Origin of the sequence: Streptomyces laculatispora (assembly GCF_017353455.1) — a bacterium.
GTDB lineage: Bacteria > Actinomycetota > Actinomycetes > Streptomycetales > Streptomycetaceae > Streptomyces > Streptomyces laculatispora.
The window spans coordinates 1-17172 of record NZ_JAFMPZ010000300.1; the positions used below are offsets into that span (position 1 = coordinate 1).

Genomic DNA, 17172 nt, shown 5'->3' on the forward strand with positions numbered 1-17172 from the left:
GACTCCCTCCTCCGCCTTGCATCTGCACGCACCGGACCCCGCTCCCTGATCCAGCCTGGTCCAAACGAAAGACCTAGACTCTGTCGCCGTCCCGGCGTCCGTGCCGCTCCCGCCCCCGGGAAGACGCCGGGGGCTCCCAGCCCGGACCCGGGCGGTCGGCGAGCCGCCGGGTGAACCCGTACACCCCGCGGACGCCGGTACCGGCGGCGACCAGGGCCAGGCACCAGGACAACGCGTCGGGTCCCAGGCCGCGTTCGGCGACGACCAGGGCGAGGAGCGTCACCGCGGCCATGGCCAGCGCGTACCTGTGCACATCGGGGCGGTAGAGGGACGCACGCGGGGCCCGGCGCACGCGCCGGGGTGCCGTGGGGTGGGAGTGCTCCGGCGCGTACGCCGCCTCGGCGACATGGCGGTCGGTGGACCCCCAGACCACGTAGCCGTCGTCGGTGACCAGCGCGGCGCCCATCTGCTCCACCGGATCGCCCCAGGAACCGCCGGCAGCCGCCCAGCACAGCCATCCCTCACGGCCCTCCAGGACAGCGGCCGACTCCAGGTCCAGCCACGGGAACCGGGCGCTCTCCTCGTCCGCGGTCCGCAGGGCGATCTGCCTGTCCTCGGCCGACACCATCAGCCGGCGCGACGCACTCCAGCGCCCGTCGCCCTCACCGGTCCACACGGCGCGCCCCACCCGTACCCGGCGGGCGGCGACAGCCCCGGCGGCGGCGTCCCTGCGCAACTCGGCCGGCCCGGAGCGGTCCGACCCGCCGATCAGACCGCCCAGCCAACCGCGCAGCAGGAACAGTGAGATCAGGGCGGCGACGGCGAGGAACAGCGGCATCACGGGTTCCAGCGGACCGGCGTGGGCGCCGATCGTGCGCACCACGACGAGCGGGAGCACGGCCATGAACAGCGAGGGCAGGAGGGTCGCCCGTGTCATCCGGCGACGGGGCAGCCGTTCGGGGACGGGGGCGGAGCCCGGACCGTCCGAGAGCGCCGGGGCGGTCAGCGGCGGGGCGAGCAGCGCGCCGGCCCACCACAGCACGGTCAGCAGCGCCGTCAGGACCGCGTAGATGACCGAACTGTCGCCCAGGAGCCGGTTCTCCGGGGCCGGGAAGAGCAGATTCAGTGCGGTGACAGCACCTGTCACCAGCGCCGCGGTGCCGGTGACGCGGCACCACCCGGTCGCACGTCTCAGCCGTACCGCATCGTCCTTGTGTGCCATGGTTCCCCCTTCGGGCCGCGTACGGGGCGGTGTGTGCGGAACCCGGAGGGACCGGTCCCGAGCCGCGCCCCTTGCCCCCCTCGGCCCGGTGACGCGCACCGACCCCACCACGGCGTTCCCAGAATCGATTCGCCCGGATACTACGCCGGGACCCGTATGCGGCGAACGGCGTTTCGAAGGGTGACGGCACGCACGCCGGCGATCCGACCGGGCCTGCCCGCCGTGCCTCACGCCAGGTGGAACACCTCGATGAGCGGCACCATCGCGTCGTCCGCCGCCTCCGGCTGCTCGAAGAAGTCCGCCATGTCCCGCTGCCACCGCTCGTTCACCTCGGTGGCGGCCATCGCCTCACGTGCCGCGTCGAAGTCCTCCGTCTCCAGATAGCCGACGAGCAGCCCGTCCTCGCGCAGGAAGAGCGAGTAGTTGTGCCAGCCCGCCGCGGAGAGCGCGGCGAGCATGTCGGGCCAGACCGAGGCGTGGCGCTCGCGGTACTCGCCGATCCGGTCCTCGCGTACGTTCAGCAGGAAGCAGACACGCTGCATGACGGGGTCTCCCGGTAGGCGGAGCGGTCGGCGATCAGGGCTGCGGCTGCTCAGAAGTCGAACGTGTCGATGTTCTTCTTGTCGAAGACGGTCGGCTTGCCGAGGATGACCTCGCCGTCCTTGCCGATCGTGTACTCGCCGAGCTTGCCCGCCTTGAACTTCTCGCCCTGCGCGCCGGTGATCTGACCGGACGCCAGCGCCGCGGCGGCGTACGAACCGAGGTACCCCAGCTCCTCCGGGTTCCACAGCGAGAACTGCTCGACCGTGTCGTCCTTGACGTACTTGCGCATCTGGTTCGGCGTGCCCAGGCCGTTCAGCACGACCTTGCCCTTGTACGAGGAGTCGCTCAGGTAGCGGGCGGCCGCCGCGATGCCGACGGTGGTGGGCGAGATGATGCCCTTCAGGTCGGGGTAGGCCTGCATCAGGCCCTGGGTCTGCTGGAACGACTTCTGGTCCGCGTCGTCCCCGTACGCCACCTTCACCAGTTTCATGTCCTTGTACTTGGGCAGCTTCAGCTCGTCCTTCATGAACTCGATCCAGGTGTTCTGGTTCGTCGCGTTCTGGGTGGCCGAGAGGATCGCGATCTTGCCCTGGTAGCCGATCTGCTCACCGAGGTGCTGGACCAGGCTGCGGCCGATCTCCTCGGAGCTCGCCTGGTTGATGAAGAGCTGGCGGCACTCCTTCGCGGTGTCGGAGTCGTACGCCACGACCTTGATGTTCTTCTTCATGGCCTGCTTCAGCGGACCGCACACCGCGTTCGGGTCGTTGGCGGCGACCAGGATCGCGTCCTGGCGCTGCTGGATCAGCGTGTTGATGTAGCTGACCTGCGAGGAGGCGCTGGCGTCGGACGGGCCGACCTCCTTGCCCGTGCCGCCGTACTCCTTGGCCGCCTCGATCCCCGCGTCGTCGACGATCTTCTCGTACGGGTTGTTGATCTGCTTGGGCAGGAAGGCGAGCTTCAGCCCCTTCTTCAGCGCCGCACCCGGATCGGCCTTCGCCGTGGCCCCGGCCTTCGTGGACTCCTTGTCGGAACTGTCCTTCGTGGTGCCGGAACAGGCGCTGAGGGCGAGGGCGAGCGAGAGCGCGGTGGCGGCGGTGGCGACGGCGCGGCGCCCGGCGGCATTGCGGAGCATCATGGCGGCGGTGTGCCTTTCGAGGAGTGCGGACGAGGACGGAGCAGGGGGGATCAGGGGCGGGCGCCGGCGGCGCGCCGGTGGCGTCGTTCGACCACGGCCGCGATGACGCGTGGGGTGAGGACGGACGCCACGAGCAGCAGACCGGTCACGATGACCTGCACCTCGTTGGCGATGTCGTTGAGGGTCAGCAGGTTCTTCAGGACACCGATGAGCAGCACCCCGGCGACCGCGCCGAAGAGCGTGCCCTTCCCGCCGTCGAAGTCGATGCCGCCGAGCAGTACGGAGGCGATGACGAGCATCTCGAAGCCGAGCCCGTTGTCGGCGCGGGCACTTCCGTAGCGGAGCGTGAAGACGATCCCCGCGAAGGCGGAGAACAGCCCGGTGGCGACGAACAGCAGCAGCTTGATCCGCTTGACCCGGATGCCCGCGAAGTACGCGGCCTCCTCCTGCGCCCCGATCGCGAACAGGGAACGCCCCAGGCCGGTCGCGTGCAGCACGATCGCGGTGATCACGGCGAGCACGATGAACAGCAGGACGGGGTACGTGAGGAAGGTGCCGGGCACCGTGGTCGTGTCGACGGCCCAGTCGGCGTACGTCTGGGGGAAGTCGGTCACCGCGTCGCTGCCGAGCGCCACCGAGGCCAGGCCCCGGTAGAGCGCGAGGGTGCCGATGGTGACGGCCAGCGACGGCAGTCCGACCCGGGTGACCAGCCAGCCGTTGAGCAGCCCTCCGGCGACGCCCGCCAGCAGCACCACCGGCACGATCGTCTCGAACGCCCACCCCGCGTCCCACAGCGCACCGGTCAGCGCACTGCCCAGGCCCAGCATCGAGGCGACCGACAGGTCGACCTGTCCGGCGACCACCAGAAGCGTCATCGGCAGGGCGATGAGGGCGACTTCGGCGATGTCATTGAAGGCGAACGCGAGGTTCTCGCCCGAGCCGAAGCCGTCGGTGGTGCCGAGTCCGGCCACGACGACCGCCACCAGGAGCGCCCCGACCGCGGTGTCCCAGCGCAGTGCCAGGCCGCGCAGCGAACCCTTCGTCCTGGCGGACCCCTGCGGAGCGGTGGGCACCGCCTTGCCGGTCTCAGGCGCCATTGCCATGCCGGGCGCTCCTCTTCCTCAGTGCGGCGGTCATCCGCAGGTTGACGATTCGGTCGATGCTGATGGCCAGGAGCAGCAGCGCGCCGGTGATGGCGCCCTGCCAGAACGAGTCGACCTTCAGGACCACCAGCACGCTGCCGATGGTGGTGAGCAGCAGGGCGCCCAGCGCGGCGCCCCAGACCGTTCCCGTGCCGCCGGTGATGGCGACACCACCGACGACGACGGCGCTGACGACCGTCAGCTCCCAGCCGTGCGCGTTGTCCGCGACGACCGTGCCGAACCGGGCGAGCCACAGGGTGCCGGCGAAACCGGCGACGGCCCCCGAGAAGGCGTACGCGGCCAGGATCCGGCGCCGGATCGGCACCCCGGCGAGCACGGCGGCCTCCGGGCTCGACCCGATCGCGTAGAGCTCGCGCCCCGAGCGGTAGCTGCGCAGGAAGTAGGCGGTCGCGGCGAGCAGCACCACGGTGATCAGCGGCAGATACGGCACGCCCAGGAGGCTCCCGCTGCCGAGACCGAGGATCTGGTCGGGGACCTCGGCGGCGCCGATCTGGTCGCCCTGCGCCCACCAGTAGTCCACGCCCTGGATGATGTAGAGCATGCCGAGCGTCACGACGAGCGCGGGCACCTTGCCGAAGCTGACGAGCGCGCCGGAGACCAGCCCGCAGACCACCCCGATGGCGATGCCCAGCAGCATGACGGTGACCACGCCGTGATCGGTTCCGGCCACGAACTTGCCGCAGGCGAAGGCGGAGAGCCCGACGACGGAGCCGACCGACAGATCGATGTTGCGGGTGATGACGACGGCCGACTGGCCGACCGCGAGCAGCACCAGGATCGAGGAGTTGAGCAGCAGGTCCTTGATGCCCTGGTCGGACAGGAAGCGCGGATTGGCCAGATAGGTGCCGAGGATCAGCAGGATCAGCGCCCCGGCGATGGATATCTCGCGGGCCCGGAAGACCGTGTCCACGAGCGAGGCCGCGCTGCGGGCCGGCGCCTTCGGGCCGCTGTCCGGCGGGCTTGCGACGGTGGTGGTCATGCCGCTGTCCTTTCGCCGAGTCCGGTCGCCGCCGCCATGACCGTCTCCTCGGTGGCCCGCGTGCGCGGGAGTTCGGCGACGAGCCGGCCCTCGTGCATGACGAGCACCCGGTCGGCCATGCCGATCACCTCGGGCAGGTCGGAGGAGATCATCAGCACGGCGAGCCCTTCGGCGGCCAGCGCGGAGAGCAGCCGGTGGACCTCGGCCTTGGTGCCGACGTCGATGCCGCGGGTGGGCTCGTCGACGATGAGTACGCAGGGTCCGGTGGCCAGCCACTTGGCCAGCACGACCTTCTGCTGGTTGCCGCCGGACAGGACACCGACGGTGTCGGCCAGCCGGTTGTACTTGAGCTGGAGGCGCAGGGCCCAGTCGGCGGCCCGGTCGTGCTCCAGGGCCCGGCTGACCAGTGCGCCGCGGCGGACCTCGCCGAGCCCGGTGAGGCCGATGTTGCGTTCGATCGACATCTCCATGACGAGCCCGCGCTGCCTGCGGTCCTCGGGCACGAGGGCGAGCCCGGCGGCCATCGCGGCGGTGGGCGAACCGGCGCGCAGCGCGGTGCCGTTCACCCGGACCTCACCCGCGTCGGCGGGGTCGACGCCGAAGACGGCCTGGGCCACCTCGGTGCGGCCGGCCCCGACGAGCCCGGCCAGTGCGACGATCTCGCCCCGGCGCACCTCGAACGACACGTCGTGGAAGACGCCCTCCCGCGTCAGCCGCCGTACGGAAAGGGCGACTTCGCCGACGGCGGCGTCCTGCTTCGGGTAGAGGTCGTCGAGGTCGCGGCCGACCATGAGCCGCACGAGACCGTCCTGGGTGAGCCCGTCCAGCGGCTCGGAGGAGATCCACCTGCCGTCGCGGAGGGTGGTGACGCGCTGGCACAACTCGAAGATCTCGTCGAGCCGGTGCGAGATGAACAGCACGGCCGCACCCTCGGCGCGCAGCGCCCGTACGACGGAGAACAGCCTGGCCGTCTCGCTGCCGGTGAGCGCGGCGGTCGGCTCGTCCATGATCAGGACACGGGCCTCGAAGGAGAGCGCCTTGGCGATCTCGACGATCTGCTGGTCCGCGATGGAGAGCCCGCGGGCCGGCCGGTCGGGGGCCAGATCCACACCGAGCCGGCGCATCAGCCCCGCGGTCGTGTCGTGCACGGCTCTGCGGTCGATCCGGCCGAGGGAACGCCGGGGCTGGCGGCCCATGAAGATGTTCTCGGCGATCGACAGATCGGGAAAGAGCGTCGGCTCCTGGTAGATGACGGCGATACCGGCATCGCGGGCGGCGGCCGGGCCGTTGAAGACGACGGGCTTCCCGTCGAGCAGTACGACACCGTTGTCAGGGCGGTGCACCCCGGCGAGCGCCTTGATGAGGGTGGACTTTCCCGCGCCGTTCTCCCCGGCGAGTGCGTGCGCCTCACCGGGGAAGAGTTCGAGGGACACGTCCTGCAGGGCCCGTACGGCACCGAAGGATTTGCTCACACCCTTCAGCGCCAGAACCGGGGCCGGCTCCGGGGCCGGCTCCGGGGCCGAGTCCGGGCCCTTGGCGGACTTGTTCATGAGGGGCTCCTGAGCGGTGGACCGAGCCGGCGGAAGGCCGCAGGGGCCCACTCGTCGTGAAAGGTTTCAATCGGGCTCCTCGGAAGCTAGACGGGGTGCGTGGGCGTAGTCAATGGGTGCGTCGTGGGAATTTACTGAGGTTGGGGGGAGGGGTGCGGGGGAAATGAACAGCGTCGGCTCGCGTGCGTGCGGGCCCTCGGTGGCGCCTTGGTGGGAGGATTGCCCGGCCTGGTGCTGAATCGATTCATGCTGTGTGGCCTCGCGCAGAGCGGCCGCGGCCCTGTGAAGCACGTACGAGCGGCAGGACACGGTCCAGCCGGCGGCGGCCGGGGCGGGCGGGGACAAGCGCGACGCGCCAGGCCGGGGCCGCTCCCGCCGGACCCTCAGGCGCCGTGCAGCCGGCGCAGGTAGTCGTGGGCGCTGGGCAGCGCCTCCAGGAGGTTCTGCTGCTGGCGTTTGACGGCCTCGAAGAGCGGCTCCGCCCCGGCCACGGACTCGGGCCGGTGGGCCAGCGCGGGCAGCGGGGTGTCAGGAAGCACTCCGAGGCCCGCGAGGACGCAGTAGTAGGCGCCATTGGTGCTCAGGTTGCGGATCTCCGCCTCGAAGTTGCCGTAGTACGTGGATTCGTCGGTGTGCGGGGCGCCGACCGGCAGCCCCGCACGGTAGGCGGCGATCCTCTCCCGCGCGCTCCGGGAGGGGCAGCTCCTTGTTGGCCTGCCAGAAGGGTGTGTCGTTGCGCGGGGCGCAGTGGACGTGCGTCTGGACGAAGTCGCGGGTGTCGTCGAACATCACGGCGACCTCGCGGTTGAAGGCGTCCATCAGTGCCGGGTCGAACGTGCGGTCGTCGTCGTACCGGAGTTCCTCGGTCACCTTGAGCGAGCGTCCCGAGCCGACCACCACCGCGATACGGCCGCCCGAGGTCTTGACCCGGAGCGAGGTGACGTGGCCGCCGACGGTGTAGGAGGCGGACTCCTCGCTGGTTTTGCCCGTGCAGCCGGAAGCGAGGCCCCCGGACATCACGGCGGCGACGACGTACACCGCGGTCTTCGTGCGGAACGGGCGCTTCAGCGAATCTCCCTTGAGGCGGTTACCCGGCCAGTACCGCCAGATTCACCCGCACATCTATGACGCCCCTATATTTCGCGTGACCCGGGCCTCCTGCGGCGCTTACGTGCTCGCTACGCCGCTCTCGCTACCGTGCTGTGACCTGCGAAAAAAGGCCCTCCCGAAGGAGGGCCTGATGAGGTACGGGCTGTGCGCCCCCGGCAGGACTCGAACCTGCGGCCAAGCGCTTAGAAGGCGCCTGCTCTATCCACTGAGCTACGGGGGCCGGGTGGTGGCCTCGGTGACCTGGAGCCCTGGGACCCGGGCGGTCCGTGACCTGCCGGGACAAGGATAGGGCTCCGATCGCCTGGACCCGGTTGCTTCACCTGCGTGGCACGATGTGGAGGTTCGGTGAAGCGAAACGATAATCGCAGGTAGGTGCGATTCACGCATCGCTTTTGGCGTCTCACGCCCCGGGTGTTGTGCACTCGTTATGCCTGCGCCCCAGTCGTCCCCTCTGTCCTGAGGAGGAACCGCCGCGCAGAGGGGTCTATACGCTTCAAAAAGGCTCCAAAATTGGGCATTCTTCGCATGTGGTGACCTTGGACGTACGGCCTCAGCTCATCGACGCACTTTCCGCCCTGCGCGACCGTGTCGCTGCCGTGCGTCTTCCACTCCCGCTGCCGGGCGCTCCACGCGCCAGGCAGACCAGGATCGAGCTGCTCGCCCAGCTCGACGACTATCTGCTGCCCCGGCTCAAGGACCCCGAGGCGCCCCTGCTCGCCGTCATCGGCGGGTCCACCGGCGCGGGCAAGTCGACGCTCGTCAACTCCCTGGTGGGGCGCCGGGTCAGTGAGGCCGGGGTGCTGCGGCCGACCACGCGCACCCCGGTGCTGGTCTGCCACCCGGATGATCATCACTGGTTCGCCGACATCCGGGTGCTCCCGCAGCTGACCCGGGTCTGGCTGCCGCCCGAGGAGTTCGCGAACCCCGGCCAGTGCGACGACCTCGACGGACTCGACGGGAGCGCGGCCGAGGAAGGCACCGCGCTGCGCGTCGAGACCGCAGTCGGGCTGCCGCGCGGGCTCGCCCTGCTGGACGCCCCCGACATCGACTCGCTCGTCGTGCGCAACCGGGTACTGGCCGCCGAACTCGTCTGCGCGGCTGACGTCTGGGTGATGGTGACCACCGCCGCCCGGTACGCCGACGCCGTGCCGTGGCATCTGCTGCGTACCGCCAAGGAGTACGACGCCTCGCTCGTCACCGTCCTCGACCGGGTACCGCACCAGGTGATCGGCGAGGTGTCGCGGCAGTACGGGGCACTCCTCACCAAGGCCGGCCTCGGCGAGGTGCCCCGCTTCACCATTCCCGAGCTGCCCGAGTCGGCGGGCGGCGGCAGCGGACTGCTGCCCACCACGGCGGTCGCCCCGCTGCGCGCCTGGCTTACCCACCGCGCGCAGGATCCGGCGGCCCGTCAGCAGACGGTCGGACGTACGGCCGCCGGGGTGATCGACTCGCTCGATGTCCGGATGCCGGCGCTGGCCGGGGCCGTCGCGGCCCAGTACGCGGCCGCCGTGCGGCTGACCGGGGTGGTCGAGGACGCGTACCGGGCGGAGGGCACACGCGTTCGGCGGCGGCTGCACAACGGCGGTGCGCTCGCCGGGGACGCCCGGACCCGGTGGCGCGGGTACCCGCTGTACAGCACCTCGGAAGAAGTCCTCGAAGCCCTGGTGGAGAGCCTCGCCGCACTCCTGGAGTGCGCGGTGGCGGCCGCCGACGAACAGATCCGGACGACCTGGCAGCGGGAGCCCGCGGCCGCGGTGTTCGGCTTCGAGGCGGTGGGCCGGGAAGAGGGGGGATGGGGACCCGCGGAAGACATCCGGGGCCGGATCGCCATGGCCGTACGGCGGTGGCGCAGGGTCCTGGAGGAGCTGGCCGAGGAAGAGGTGCGCCTCATGGAACGCAATGCCGCGCCCGACGGGGAGACCGTCGCCACCCTGCTGGCCGCCGCCCTGCTGGGCGGCCGCCGGGCCCGTACCGCCGGGGAACAGCTCGCCGAACGCATCGGCGCCCAGGGCGCGCTGCGGCTGCGCGACAAGGGCGGGGCACTGCTCACCAGCTATCTCGACCAGGTGCTGGGCGGCGAACGCGACCGGCGTCTCGCCCCGCTGGACGCACTCGACGTGACCCCCGAGCCGCAAGCCGAACTGATTGCCGCCCTGTCCGTACTGCAGAAGGAGAGGTGGCAGCGATGACTGCCGTCACTGACGAGGGTCCGGGCCGGGGGCAGGGAGAGGGACCGGAGCCGGAGTGGAGCCCGGACGGGGGTTCCGCCCCCCGCGAGGGCCTGGAGAAGGACCGGGACAGGCCGGGCAGGGGCTGGGACGACGGGCTCATCGCCCGGCGCGCCGCCGGGGCCGTGCCCCAGGAGGCGCCGGAAGCCGCCCCGGACGACGACGTACGCCCCCAGGTCGAGGCGTACGTGCCCTCCGGCAGCCCGCTCAGCCCCCGTCTGGACGCACTGCGCGAGCTCGTCGGACTCTCCAGGGCCCGGCTCGACCGGACCGACCTCGCCGAGGCGGGCCGGGTGCTCGACGAGGCCGCCGCCCGTCAGCGGCTCTCCTCCCGGCACACCGTCGTCGCCATCGCCGGAGCGAGCGGCAGCGGCAAGTCGACGCTCTTCAACTCCCTCGCGGGCGCGCAGATCTCCGAAGCCGGGCTGCGCAGGCCGACCACCTCCGCGCCCATCGCCTGCTCGTGGACGGACGGCGCCGCCGGGCTGCTGGACCGGCTGGCGATCCCGGGACGGCTCAGGCGCAGGCCGCAGCAGAGCGGTACGCGGGCCGACGAGGCGCTCCAGGGGCTCGTGCTGGTCGATCTGCCCGACCACGACTCGGCGGCGGCCGGGCACCGCGAACAGGTGGACCGGGTACTGGCGCTGGTCGACGCGGTGGTCTGGGTGGTGGACCCGGAGAAGTACGCGGACGCCGCACTGCACGAGCGCTATCTGCGCCCGCTCGCCGGACACGCGGAGGTCACCTTCGTCGTCCTCAACCAGATTGACCGACTGCCCGGCGAGGCGGCCGACCAGGTCCTGGACGACCTGCGCCGGCTGCTCGACGAGGACGGCATGGCCCTCGGCGAACACGGCGAACCGGGCGCCACGGTCCTGTCGCTGTCCGCCCTCACCGGTGACGGGGTGGGGGAACTGCGCGAACTCCTCGGCCGGTTCGTCCAGGAGCGCACTGCCGCGACGCGCCGGCTCTCCGCCGATGTGGACGCCGCCGCGGCCAGGCTCCGCCCGGTGTACGTCGCCGAGGGGCGGCCCGGACTGGGGGAGCGGGCCCGGGAGGAGTTCACCGACCGGCTCGCGGCAGCTGTCGGCGCCGCCGCGGCCGGCGAGGCGGCGGAGCGCGAATGGCGCCGCAACGCCGGCCGGGCCTGCGGCACGCCGTGGCTGCGGCTGTGGCGCTGGTACGAGTCCACCCGGCAGCCGCGGAACCTGGACCGGACGGCACTCACCACACCGCCCGAGGAGCAGCTCACCGCACGCCAGCGGGTCGAACAGGCGGTACGCACAGTCGCGGACGACGCCGTCGACGGGCTGCCGGGGCCATGGGCGCAAGCGGTGCGCGAGGCCGCGGTGCACGGGGCACAGGGGCTGCCCGAGGCGCTCGACGAACTGGCCGAGCGGGCCGGCGCGGCGCCGGGTAGGGGCGCGGACACCGCCGGCGACGAGCCTGCGGAACCCGGCGGGCGGACCGGGGCGCACCCGGTGCGTGGCGGCGGCAAGCCTCCGCGGCCGGCCTGGTGGCCCGCGGCCGTACTGGCGCAGGTGGCGATGACGTTGCTGCAGATCCTCGGCGGCCTGTGGCTGATCGGCCAGATCATCGGGGTGCTCGAACCGGGACTGCTGACGCCCGCTCTTGTGATGCTGGCGGGGATCATCGGCGGCCCGCTGGTGGAGTGGTCGTGCGCGGCGGCGGCCCGGGGGCCCGCACGACGGTACGGCCAGGAGGCCGAGCGCCGGCTGCGCGAGGCCGCGGCCGCCTGCGGGCGGGCCAGGGTGCTCGATCCGGTGGCTGCGGAACTGGTGCGCTATCGCGAGGTGCGGGAGCGCTATGTGGCGGTGACGGAGTTTTCCACAACGGGCAGTTAGTCCACAGGCCCCAGCATGAATTCCGCCTCCCCTTCAGCATGGGATCAGTGACCGGACGCAAGGGTGCGGGGCACTGAATCCAGACCGAAGGGGAGGCGGAGTCATGAACGAGACCTTGGTGACGCTGGTGGGCAATGCGGCCACCGGTGTGGAGTTCCGGGAGACCGCGAGCGGGGGAATGGCGCGATTCCGGTTCGCGGTGACGCCCCGGCGGTGGGACCGGGAGAAACAGCTCTGGGCGGACGGGCACACCAGCTTTTACACCGTGTGGGCATGGCGGGCCCTGGCTTCGAATCTGACGGGTTCCGTTTCCGTCGGGGAGCCCCTGGTGGTGCACGGCAGGCTGAAGGTGCGCGAGGAGGAACGGGAGGGACAGCGACGGACGTTCGTGGACATCGAGGCGACGGCCGTGGGCCACGATCTGACCCGGGGTACGTCGGCGTTCCGACGGGTGGTCAGGGCCGATCCGGGGCTGGTGTCGCGTACCGGCGGTCCCGGGGCGGCCGAGCCGGACCGGTGGGCGGTACGCGAGATGTCCGGGCAGGACACACCTGCGCGGGGAGAGACGCGGGAGGAGACACGAGACGAGACGCGGGGGGAGACGCGGGAGGAGACGCGGGGAACGGCGGAGCAGACCGATCAGCCGGATCAGCCGGATCAGCCGGATCGGGTGGAACGCCCAGCGGTCAGGCGTCGGGCGGTGCGCCGGAAAGGCGGCCCCGAGCTCGTGTCCGCGCCCTGACCGGCCGCACCAACCGCCCCTGGCACAAGCGTTACCGGGGATAACGATTCCGAGTCGGAATGGTTATCCGGCGGTATGACGGGGGACTGTGCTTCGCTTCGTCCTTAGGATTCCCCAGTACTCACAGGGCACTTGAGTCGGCAGGCGGGACATTCCCCACACGCGCACCAGGCGCGAAGGTCTCGCCCGGAGGGGAATTCTGTGTTTTTTGCTTCTTCAGCGACCGCCTCGTCATCCAGGGCGACGGTCAACTCCCGACGGATCCGGGGCATATCCCGCCTGGCGGCATCGGTGGTGGCATCCGGTCTGGTCATGGCCGGCACCCTTGCCGGTGCGGGCGGCGCGGCTGCCGACGAGGCGCCCCAGCACCTGGGCGGCGCGAGCGCGGTCCTGGACGGGTTGAAGACCTACGACGTCGCGGTGCTCCACGCGGACGGCAAGAAGCAGAGACTGCCCGCCGGGCTCTTCGAGATGACCGTCGACGGCGGCGGCAGGCTCAAGACGTACTGCATCGACATTCACAATCCCACCCAGGACCAGGCGAAGTACCTGGAGACCCCCTGGGCCCAGACCTCACTGGGCAGCAACAAGAACGCCGGCCGGATCCGCTGGATCCTCGAGCACTCCTACCCGCAGATCGACGACCTCTCGGCACTCGCCGACGCGGCGGGCACCGGGCCGCTCACCGAGAAGACCGCGGCGGCAGGCACCCAGGTCGCCATCTGGCGCTTCTCGGACAACGCCGACGTCGACGCGTCGGACGGCCAGGCCGAGAAGCTCGCCGACTGGCTGGAGAAGTCCGCCACCGATACAGCGGAGCCCAAGGCCTCCCTCGCCCTGGACCCTGCCGCCGTGTCCGGCCGGTCCGGTGAGCGGCTGGGGCCCGTCACCGTCCGCACCAACGCCGGTCAGGTCTCGGTGAGTCCGCCCGCCGACTCCGCCAGCGGCATCAAGGTCACCGACAAGAAGGGCAAGGCCGTCACCAAGGCGGCCAACGGCTCCGAGCTCTACTTCGACGTTCCGGCCGGTTCCGCCGACGGTTCGGCCTCGCTGACCGTCCAGGCCACCACCTCGGTGCCCGTCGGCCGGGCCTTCGCCGGGGTGACCAGGAGCCAGACCCAGATCCTGGCCGGCTCCAGCGAGTCCACGGTCTCGGCGAGCGCCACCGCCACCTGGGCCAAGAAGGGCGCGATGCCGGCGCTCTCCGCGAAGAAGAACTGCGCCAAGGGCGGCGTGGACGTCACCGCGAGCAACAAGGGCGACGAGGCGTTCACCTTCGAACTGGCCGGGGCGGAGCACACCGTCGAGGCGGGCAAGTCCGAGACCGTGACCGTGCCGGTCGCCGAGGACCAGGCGTACGAATTCACGATCACCGGGCCCAGCGGGTTCACGAAGACGTTCAAGGGCGTGCTGGACTGCAAGACCAGCGGCGCCGCCACCACCGGCGGCCTCGACACCCAGACCGCCGACCAGCCCAGCACGACCACCGCCACGGCGGGCGGCAGCACCACGGGCGCCGAGGGCGACCTCGCCGAGACCGGAAGCTCCAACGCCACCCCGGTCATCGCGGGGATCGCGATCGCCCTGGTCGTCGTCGGCGGCGGCGCGGTCTTCTTCCTCCGCCGGCGCAAGGGCCAGTCCTCTGGCGAGTGATGAGTCGTAGGCACACGGTCACGATGTGCTGATGACAGCCCCGGTACGCACCCGCGTACCGGGGCTGTCGCGTACCGCGGGGCCGGGGGCGGCGCATCCCGGAGACCGGGAAGGTGTGTACCGAGGACCGGACTGGTTTCCATCCGGGTACGGACGTCAGGCAAGATGGGTGTATCTGCCCACTCATCGATTGCCGGACGGTTTCTCTTGGCTGAGTACATCTACACGATGCGCAAGACACGCAAGGCGCACGGCGACAAGGTCATCCTTGACGACGTGACGCTGAGCTTCCTGCCCGGCGCGAAGATCGGTGTGGTGGGCCCCAACGGTGCCGGTAAGTCCACGGTGCTGAAGATCATGGCGGGCCTGGAGCAGCCGTCCAACGGTGACGCCTTCCTGTCGCCCGGGTTCAGCGTCGGCATCCTCATGCAGGAGCCCAAGCTCGACGAGTCGAAGACCGTGCTGGAGAACGTGCAGGACGGCGCCGCCGAGATCATGGGCAAGCTGAAGCGCTTCAACGAGGTCGCCGAGGAAATGGCGACCGACTACACCGACGCGCTCATGGACGAGATGGGCAAGCTCCAGGAGGACCTGGACCACGCCAACGCGTGGGACCTGGACGCGCAGCTGGAGCAGGCCATGGACGCCCTGGGCTGCCCGCCCGGCGACTGGCCCGTCGTCAACCTCTCCGGTGGCGAGAAGCGCCGCGTCGCGCTCTGCAAGCTGCTCATCGAGGCCCCGGACCTGCTCCTGCTCGACGAGCCCACCAACCACCTCGACGCCGAGTCGGTGAACTGGCTGGAGCAGCACCTCTCGAAGTACGCGGGCGCCGTGGTCGCCGTCACCCACGACCGGTACTTCCTGAACAACGTCGCCGAGTGGATCCTCGAACTCGACCGCGGCCGCGCCATCCCCTACGAGGGCAACTACTCCACGTACCTGGAGAAGAAGGCCACCCGCCTCAAGGTCGAGGGCCGCAAGGACGAGAAGCGCCAGAAGCGGCTCAAGGAAGAGCTGGAGTGGGTCCGCTCCAACGCCAAGGGCCGGCAGACCAAGTCCAAGGCACGTCTCGCCCGGTACGAGGAGATGGCGGCCGAGGCGGACAAGATGCGGAAGCTGGACTTCGAGGAGATCCAGATCCCGCCGGGCCCGCGGCTCGGTTCCATCGTCGTCGAGGTCGAGAACCTCTCGAAGGCCTTCGGCGACAAGGTCCTCATCGACGACCTGTCGTTCACGCTGCCGCGCAACGGCATCGTCGGTGTCATCGGTCCGAACGGCGCGGGCAAGACCACGCTGTTCAAGATGATCCAGGGCCTGGAGACGCCGGACTCCGGCGCCATCAAGGTCGGCGACACGGTCAAGATCTCCTACGTCGACCAGTCCCGCTCCAACATCGACCCGAAGAAGACCCTCTGGGCCGTCGTGTCGGACGAGCTGGACTACATCAACGTCGGCCAGGTCGAGATGCCGTCGCGGGCGTACGTCTCCGCGTTCGGCTTCAAGGGCCCGGACCAGCAGAAGCCGGCCGGTGTGCTCTCCGGTGGTGAGCGCAACCGCCTCAACCTGGCGCTGACGCTCAAGGAGGGCGGCAACCTGCTGCTCCTCGACGAGCCCACCAACGACCTCGACGTCGAGACCCTCTCCTCGCTGGAGAACGCCCTCCTGGAGTTCCCGGGTGCGGCCGTGGTCATCTCCCACGACCGTTGGTTCCTGGACCGCGTCGCCACGCACATCCTGGCGTACGAGGGCGACTCCAAGTGGTACTGGTTCGAGGGCAACTTCGAGTCGTACGAGAAGAACAAGGTCGAGCGTCTCGGTGCGGACGCGGCTCGTCCGCACCGCGCCACGTACAAGAAGCTCACGCGAGGCTGATCGTCTTGGCACGTCACATCTACAGCTGCCCGCTGCGCTGGTCGGACATGGATGCCTTCGGCCACGTCAACAACGTGGTCTTCCTCCGCTATCTGGAGGAGGCGCGCATCGACTTCATGTTCCGGCTGGCGCCGGGGGACGGCTCGCCGTCCTTCGCGGGCGGCTCCGTCGTGGCCCGGCACGAGATCGACTACGTCCGGCCGCTGGTCCACCGGCACTCGCCGGTGACCGTCGAGTCCTGGGTGACGAAGATCGGTGCCGCGTCGCTGACGATCGCGTACGAGATCAAGGATCCCGAGCAGGTGTACGTACGGGCGTCGACCATCGTCGTGCCGTACGACCTGGCCGAGGAACGCCCGCGGCGGATCTCCGCCGAGGAGAAGCTCTTCCTCCAGAAGTACCTGGCCGAGGAGCCCGCGGCGGCATGACCGTGCCTGTGCACTCGCTGTTGTTCGCCGACGCGAGGGAGGCCGCGGATCTCGCGGGCTTCCTCGGTCGGCTGCTCCACTACGACCGGGCCGCCGCCGTACGGCTTCAGGCGGGCGGCGGGGCGCTGGCCGTGTTCGGCCGGCCGCCGTCGTTCGAGGTCCTGGCGATCCGGGCGGTGCGGCTCGCGGACACACATGACTTCGACGTCACGGTGTCGGCCGGTGAACTCCTCGAGTCGCTGGACGTCGAGGGACCGGATGCCGGTGCGGGGTCGCTGCCCCCGTCGGTGACCGGACCGCCATGGACGGGCGTGCTGCCCCCGCGCGGTGGCTGGCGGGAGTGCCAGGGCCTGCCGGGTCCCGCCGCCCTGCACACGGCGCTGACCGCCGCCGTCGCGGAGTTCCGGGCGCGCGACGAGGACCTGCCCGAGGGCCGGCGTACCCGGGCCGAACGGGACCTCATCGGGCGCGACATCTGGTCGCGGACCGTCGGTGGCACGGAGCTGCCGTTGCGCGCCGTGCACGCGGCGCAGGCCCTGGGCTTCCTCCGGTCCGCACCGGACTTCCCCGTCGCGCTGCTCGCGGCGGGGGCGTGGCTGCGGCTGCGCACCCCGTTCGGCGCGATCGCCGTGCGGCGGGCCGGTGCCGGGGGCGGGCTGGGCGTGTTCGATGTCTTGGTGGG

The 17172-nt window shown here is 70.9% G+C and carries 14 protein-coding genes, 1 tRNA gene and 1 pseudogene; 7 read left to right on the top strand and 9 right to left on the bottom strand.

Annotation, left to right across the window (positions count from 1 at the left end; translation table 11 throughout):
• Positions 1-73 precede the first annotated feature (73 nt).
• The 9 genes from J1C73_RS16520 to J1C73_RS16555 all read right to left on the bottom strand — a co-directional run bounded on the left by J1C73_RS16520 (position 74) and on the right by J1C73_RS16555 (position 7922).
• The gene (locus J1C73_RS16520; RefSeq protein ID WP_207317058.1) at positions 74-1222 is read right to left on the bottom strand and encodes a hypothetical protein; all 1149 of its coding nucleotides are present in this window, start codon (positions 1220-1222) and stop codon (positions 74-76) included.
• A 227-nt stretch (positions 1223-1449) separates the two neighbouring features.
• Positions 1450-1764 (bottom strand): L-rhamnose mutarotase, encoded by a 315-nt coding sequence (locus tag J1C73_RS16525; RefSeq protein WP_207317059.1) that lies wholly within the window; start codon positions 1762-1764, stop codon positions 1450-1452.
• A gap of 50 nt (positions 1765-1814) precedes the next feature.
• Complete coding sequence (rhaS, locus tag J1C73_RS16530) at positions 1815-2900, bottom strand: rhamnose ABC transporter substrate-binding protein (protein WP_207317060.1); 1086 nt, start codon at positions 2898-2900, stop codon at positions 1815-1817.
• Between the two features lie 50 nt (positions 2901-2950).
• Complete coding sequence (locus tag J1C73_RS16535; RefSeq protein WP_207317068.1) at positions 2951-3922, bottom strand: ABC transporter permease; 972 nt, start codon at positions 3920-3922, stop codon at positions 2951-2953.
• Positions 3923-3986: 64 nt separating this feature from the next.
• A complete protein-coding gene (locus tag J1C73_RS16540) occupies positions 3987-5042 on the bottom strand; it encodes an ABC transporter permease (protein WP_207317061.1) in 1056 nt (351 codons plus the stop codon).
• On the bottom strand, positions 5039-6592 hold the full coding sequence (locus J1C73_RS16545; RefSeq protein WP_207317062.1) for a sugar ABC transporter ATP-binding protein: 1554 nt from the start codon (positions 6590-6592) through the stop codon (positions 5039-5041). The genes J1C73_RS16540 and J1C73_RS16545 overlap by 4 nt, the downstream gene beginning before the upstream one ends.
• A 383-nt stretch (positions 6593-6975) precedes the next feature.
• On the bottom strand, positions 6976-7131 hold the full coding sequence (locus J1C73_RS34955) for a hypothetical protein (protein ID WP_242644279.1): 156 nt from the start codon (positions 7129-7131) through the stop codon (positions 6976-6978).
• The gene (locus tag J1C73_RS35755; RefSeq protein ID WP_307797708.1) at positions 7121-7630 is read right to left on the bottom strand and encodes a tryptophan 7-halogenase; all 510 of its coding nucleotides are present in this window, start codon (positions 7628-7630) and stop codon (positions 7121-7123) included. The genes J1C73_RS34955 and J1C73_RS35755 overlap by 11 nt, the downstream gene beginning before the upstream one ends.
• A 219-nt stretch (positions 7631-7849) precedes the next feature.
• Positions 7850-7922, bottom strand: a tRNA-Arg gene (locus tag J1C73_RS16555).
• Positions 7923-8238: 316 nt separating this feature from the next.
• Here J1C73_RS16555 and J1C73_RS16560 point away from each other — a divergent pair.
• The 7 genes and pseudogenes from J1C73_RS16560 to J1C73_RS16590 form a co-directional block, all read left to right on the top strand.
• Positions 8239-9891, top strand: coding sequence for a dynamin family protein (locus J1C73_RS16560; RefSeq protein WP_207317069.1), 1653 nt, complete (start codon positions 8239-8241; stop codon positions 9889-9891).
• On the top strand, positions 9888-11795 hold the full coding sequence (locus tag J1C73_RS16565; RefSeq protein WP_207317063.1) for a GTPase: 1908 nt from the start codon (positions 9888-9890) through the stop codon (positions 11793-11795). The genes J1C73_RS16560 and J1C73_RS16565 overlap by 4 nt, the downstream gene beginning before the upstream one ends.
• A 103-nt stretch (positions 11796-11898) precedes the next feature.
• Positions 11899-12306, top strand: a pseudogene (locus J1C73_RS36035) (single-stranded DNA-binding protein); the annotation flags it as partial.
• Between the two features lie 432 nt (positions 12307-12738).
• On the top strand, positions 12739-14190 hold the full coding sequence (locus J1C73_RS16575) for an LAETG motif-containing sortase-dependent surface protein (RefSeq protein ID WP_207317065.1): 1452 nt from the start codon (positions 12739-12741) through the stop codon (positions 14188-14190).
• Positions 14191-14397: 207 nt separating this feature from the next.
• A complete protein-coding gene (gene ettA / locus J1C73_RS16580) occupies positions 14398-16062 on the top strand; it encodes an energy-dependent translational throttle protein EttA (protein WP_123471144.1) in 1665 nt (554 codons plus the stop codon).
• A gap of 5 nt (positions 16063-16067) precedes the next feature.
• Positions 16068-16490 (top strand): acyl-CoA thioesterase, encoded by a 423-nt coding sequence (locus tag J1C73_RS16585; RefSeq protein ID WP_207317066.1) that lies wholly within the window; start codon positions 16068-16070, stop codon positions 16488-16490.
• On the top strand, positions 16487-17172 hold a 686-nt coding region (locus tag J1C73_RS16590), incomplete at its 3' end, for a DUF8010 domain-containing protein (RefSeq protein WP_207317067.1). The genes J1C73_RS16585 and J1C73_RS16590, both read left to right, overlap by 4 nt.